We start from the raw sequence: 4674 nt of genomic DNA on the forward strand, positions 1-4674 counted from the left end.
GCACGGTCAGGTCCCGTTCAGGTGTCGAACAGCCGCTGTTCGGAGCGGTCGCCCATCGGCGGTCGCATCCCGAGGTGCTCGTATGCCGCCGCGAGCGCCACCCGCCCGCGAGGCGTCCGCGCGATCATTCCCTGGGTGATCAGGAATGGTTCGTACACGTCCTCGAGGGTCTCGGGCTGTTCGCCGACACTGATCGCCAGTGTCGACAGACCGACCGGGCCCCCTCCGAACTGGTTGCACAGGTTCGACAGAATCGCGCGGTCGACCTTGTCGAGACCGCGGTCGTCGACGCCGAACAGCGCCAGTCCCTCGCTCGCCACATCGCTCGTGATCGCTCCGTCGGCGCGCACCTCGGCGAAGTCGCGGACCCGTCGCAGGAGACGGTTCGCGATGCGCGGTGTGCCGCGCGATCGTCGGGCGATCTGCTGCGCCCCGTCGCGATCGATCTCGATCTCGAAGATGCCCGCCGCCCGCTCGACGATCATCCGCAGTTCCTCGGTGTCGTAGTAGTCGAGACGCGCGACGAGACCGAACCGATCCCGCAATGGCCCCGTGATCATTCCGGTCCGCGTCGTTGCACCGACCAGAGTGAACGGCGGCATGGTCAATCGGATGCTCGACGCCGCCGGTCCCTTGCCAACGATGATGTCGAGCTGGAAGTCCTCCATCGCCGGATAGAGGATCTCCTCGACCGCACGCGAGAGCCGGTGGATCTCGTCGATGAAGAGGACGTCGCCGTCCTCGAGCTTGGTCAGGATCGCGGCAAGATCACCGGCGCGTTCCAATGCCGGCCCCGACGTGACGTGCAACTGCACGTCCATCTCGGTGGCGATGATCCCCGCGAGGGTCGTCTTGCCAAGCCCCGGCGGTCCGGCGAACAGCAGGTGATCGACCGACTGCCCCCGCTTGCGGGCGGCCTCGAGCACGATGTTCAGATGCTCCTTGAGCTCCTTCTGGCCGACGAACTCCTCGAGCGCACGCGGGCGCAGACCGGAGTCGGAGTCGAGTTCGACGCCGACCGGATCCTCGTCGGTCTCGCGCACGTTCGGATCGAGAAACTCCTCACGCACGCTTCGCTCCCAACGACTTCAGGGCGTCGCGCAACAGCGTGGCGCTCGGCGCATCACCCGGGAGGTCACGCAACGCGTCACGGATCTCATCGGTCCCGTACCCGAGCCCGAGGAGGGCTTCACGAACGTCCGCGACCGCCGAACTCGAGGTCTCCGATCCGCCGTCGAGCATCGGAACGGACAGCCGATCTCGCAGTTCGACCAACAATCGCTCGGCTGTCTTCTTGCCGACTCCGGACACGAGCGTCATCGCCGCGATGTCGTTGTTCGAGACGATGTCGACGAGCGCGGCAGGTGGATGGGTCGCGAGGACGGCCATTGCGAGCGTCGGGCCGACGCCGTTGGTCTTGATCAGATGGTGGAACGTGATCCGCTCGTCCTTCGCCCGGAATCCGAACAGCGATTCGGCTGTCTCGGTGACGTGGTGGTGGATGTAGAGGAAGGTCTCGCTGCCGGGCTCCAGTTCGGCCAACGTCCGCTCGGTCACGCTGACCCGATATCCGACGCCGGCCACCTCGACGAGTGCTGTTCCGTCGAGTTCGCGGTCGAGGATCTTGCCGCGCAGCGATCCGATCATCGTGTGCTCCTCATCGTGTGCTGCTCATCGTGCGACGATCTGGCGCTGACGGCGGCCGATCGGCGACATCGAGAGATGGGTGAGTGCGATCGCGGCTGCATCGGCCGCATCGGCGGGCCGCGGCAGCCTGGCCAGCTTGAGTCGGACCTGCACCATCTTCTGCACCTGCTCCTTGTCGGCGCCGCCCCATCCGGCAACCGCATCCTTGACCTGGTTCGGGGTGTACTGGATGACCTCGCAGCCGGCGATCGCCGCCTCGGCCAACGCGAGACCGCTCGCCTGGCCGGTCGCCATCGCGGTGCGGACGTTGACCTGGAAGAAGACCTGCTCCACCGCCACGACGTCGGGTTCGAACTCGGCGATCATCGACGTGAACTCGGTGCGCAGAGTCGCGAGTCGGTTCGGCAGCGGGTCGGACGGAGGGGTCCGGATGACCCCCATCGACACCGCCCGCACGTTCGACGGGCCCCGCCCGTCGACCACGGCATATCCGCACCGGGTCAGGCCGGGATCGATGCCGAGCACACGCAAAGCGAACACAGGTTCGGACTGTATCAGCTCAGTTTCCGCAGTTCAGCGACCAGTTCCTTGACCGGTCGGAACGTCAGCCCGGCGATCGCCCGATGGGCGTAGCGGACGATTCCGTCCGCGTCGATGATGAAGACACTGCGTCGGGGAAACCCGATCGGACCGAGGGTTCCGTACCGCCCGGCGACCTCCTTGTCGACATCTGCGAGCAGCGGAAAGCCGAAGCCGTGCTTGTCGGAGAACGTGTCGTGGCTGGAGACGCCCTGAGCCGAGATCGCGACGATCTGGGCGTCGAGCTCGGCGAACTGGTCGAGCCCGTCGTTGTAGCTGTTGAGTTGGCGCGTACAGACCGGCGTGTCGTCTCCTGGATAGAAGATCAACACGAGTGGCCGGCCGGAGAAGTCTCCCAACGAATACGTCGAATCGTTGGTTCCCGGCAGGGTGAAATCGGGGGCGCGATCTCCGACCGAGATGCTCATTCCGATGCTGCCGCTTCCATCAGTTCGTCGCTGATGTCGAAGTTCGAGAACACATCCTGCACGTCGTCGTTCTCCTCGAGGGCCTCCAGGATCCGCAGGATCGCCTTCGCGTCCTTCAGTTCCGTCACTTCGATCAGGTTCTCGGCGACCATCGGTGAGTCGGCGGACACGGTTTCGATGCCCGCCTCCTCCAGCTTGGCCTTGACGTCGTAGACGTCCGACGGATCGCTCATGATCCGCCACGCGTCACCCTGCGCGACGATGTCGTCGGCGCCGGCCTCCAGCGCCGCGAGCATCACGTCGTCACCATCGAGTCCGTCGACGGTCACGATCACCCCGCGGCGGGCGAACTGCCATCCGACAGCGCCCGGTTCGGCCATCGAGCCGCCGAGCTTGCTGAACACCTGCCGCACGTCGGCGCTGATCCGGTTGCGGTTGTCGGTCAGCACGTCGATCAGCAACGCCACACCACCCGGCGCGTACCCCTCGTACATGATCGTCTCGTAGTTGACGGCGTCCGCGCCCTCGCCGGACCCACGCTTGATCGCACGATCGATCGCGTCGTTGGTCATCGACGCCGCCTTGGCCTTCTGGACCGCCGTCCGCAGCGTTGCGTTCATGTCCGGATCGCTGCCACCCTTCGCTGCGACCTCGACCTGGCGGGCCATCTTGGCGAAGAGCTTCCCGCGCGCCGCGTCGGCGGCACCCTTCTTGTGCTTGATGGTTGCCCATTTGGAATGGCCCGACATGTCAGCTCCCTCTCAGCTCTGGGACTCGATCGATTCGACGAACATCGCGTGCAGACGCCCATCGGGCGTGAGCTCCGGATGGAACGACGCCACCGTACAGCTTCCTTGACGCACGAGAACGGGGACCCCGTCATAGCACGCCAGAATCTCGACCCCCGATCCGACCCGCTCGACGATCGGAGCGCGAATGAAGACGGCATGGAAGTCCGCTGCGAATCCCTCGACATCGAGATCGGCCTCGAAACTCGCCAACTGCCGTCCGTACCCGTTGCGTCGCACGCTGATGTCGATCACACCGAACGAACGCTGATCACGCCGTCCGTCGAGGACCTCGTTCGCACACATGATCATGCCGGCACAGGTTCCGAGGACCGGGAGGCCGTCGCGAATCGCATCCTCGATCGGGTCGAACAGGTCGTTGGTGCGCAACAGATGTGACATCGTCGTGCTCTCGCCGCCGGGCATCACGAGCGCATCGACGTCGCCGAGGTGGCCGGCGGTGCGGACGGCAGGCGCGTCGATGCCGAGTTCATGTAGTCGATCCTGGTGGGCGGCAAAGGCTCCTTGCAGAGCCAGGACGCCGACGATCACCAGCCGCGCTCGGCGTACCTGGTGTCGATCTCGTCCATGCCGATTCCGGTCATCGGCGCGCCGAGACCGCGGCTGACCTTGGCGAGGATGTCGGGATCCTGGAAGTGAGTCGTCGCCTCGACGATCGCCTTCGCACGCGGCGACGGATCGTCGGACTTGAAGATGCCGGAACCGACGAACACGGCCTCGGCGCCCAACTGCATCGCCAACGCAGCGTCGGCCGGAGTGGCCAGGCCACCCGCGCAGAACAACGGGACCGGGAGCTTGCCGGTCTCGGCGATCTCCTGGATCAGCGGCAGCGGCGCCTGCAGCTGCTTGGCCCACTGGAACAGCTCGGCCTGGTCGGCCTGGGTGATCCGCTTCATGTCGCCGATGATCGAACGCAGGTGGCGGACGGCCTCGACGACGTTGCCGGTTCCGGCCTCGCCCTTGGACCGGATCATCGCCGCACCCTCGGAGATCCGTCGCAGCGCCTCGCCGAGGTTGGTCGCCCCACACACGAACGGCACGTCGAAGGCGAACTTGTCGATGTGGTGCGTCTCGTCGGCCGGTGTGAGCACCTCGGACTCGTCGACGAAGTCGACGTTGAGGGCCTGGAGGATCTGCGCCTCGACGAAATGGCCGATGCGCGCCTTGGCCATCACCGGAATCGAGCAGACCGACTGGATCCCCTCGATCAT

7 protein-coding genes are annotated in these 4674 nt (G+C 65.8%); all 7 read right to left on the bottom strand.

The window, feature by feature from the left end; all coding sequences use genetic code 11:
* Positions 1–17 precede the first annotated feature (17 nt).
* Positions 18–1070 carry a Holliday junction branch migration DNA helicase RuvB gene (gene ruvB / locus WBV89_RS17200; RefSeq protein ID WP_423982565.1) on the bottom strand — a complete coding sequence of 351 codons (1053 nt, stop codon included), beginning with the start codon at positions 1068–1070 and terminating at the stop codon, positions 18–20.
* Positions 1063–1647, bottom strand: coding sequence for a Holliday junction branch migration protein RuvA (gene ruvA, locus WBV89_RS17205; RefSeq protein ID WP_423982566.1), 585 nt, complete (start codon positions 1645–1647; stop codon positions 1063–1065). The genes ruvB and ruvA overlap by 8 nt, the downstream gene beginning before the upstream one ends.
* A gap of 24 nt (positions 1648–1671) precedes the next feature.
* Positions 1672–2187: a crossover junction endodeoxyribonuclease RuvC gene (gene ruvC / locus WBV89_RS17210; RefSeq protein ID WP_423982567.1), complete on the bottom strand. Its 516-nt coding sequence runs from the start codon at positions 2185–2187 to the stop codon at positions 1672–1674.
* Between the two features lie 14 nt (positions 2188–2201).
* Positions 2202–2654: a peroxiredoxin gene (locus tag WBV89_RS17215; protein WP_423982568.1), complete on the bottom strand. Its 453-nt coding sequence runs from the start codon at positions 2652–2654 to the stop codon at positions 2202–2204.
* Positions 2651–3403 (bottom strand): YebC/PmpR family DNA-binding transcriptional regulator, encoded by a 753-nt coding sequence (locus WBV89_RS17220; RefSeq protein WP_423982569.1) that lies wholly within the window; start codon positions 3401–3403, stop codon positions 2651–2653. Before WBV89_RS17220 ends, WBV89_RS17215 begins: the two co-directional genes overlap by 4 nt.
* A 12-nt stretch (positions 3404–3415) precedes the next feature.
* A complete protein-coding gene (gene pdxT / locus WBV89_RS17225; RefSeq protein ID WP_423982571.1) occupies positions 3416–3997 on the bottom strand; it encodes a pyridoxal 5'-phosphate synthase glutaminase subunit PdxT in 582 nt (193 codons plus the stop codon).
* The coding region (locus WBV89_RS17230) for a pyridoxal 5'-phosphate synthase lyase subunit PdxS (protein ID WP_423982570.1) at positions 3991–4674 on the bottom strand (684 nt) is incomplete at its 5' end. The genes WBV89_RS17230 and pdxT, both read right to left, overlap by 7 nt.

Origin of the sequence: Ilumatobacter sp., from assembly GCF_049588435.1 — a bacterium.
Classification (GTDB): domain Bacteria; phylum Actinomycetota; class Acidimicrobiia; order Acidimicrobiales; family Ilumatobacteraceae; genus Ilumatobacter_A.

Coding starts and splice junctions, on each gene's coding strand:
- ruvA (WP_423982566.1), bottom strand. CDS start 1,647: ATGATCGGATCGCTGCGCGGCAAGATCCTCGACCGCGAACTCGACGGA.
- WBV89_RS17215 (WP_423982568.1), bottom strand. CDS start 2,654: ATGAGCATCTCGGTCGGAGATCGCGCCCCCGATTTCACCCTGCCGGGA.
- WBV89_RS17220 (WP_423982569.1), bottom strand. CDS start 3,403: ATGTCGGGCCATTCCAAATGGGCAACCATCAAGCACAAGAAGGGTGCC.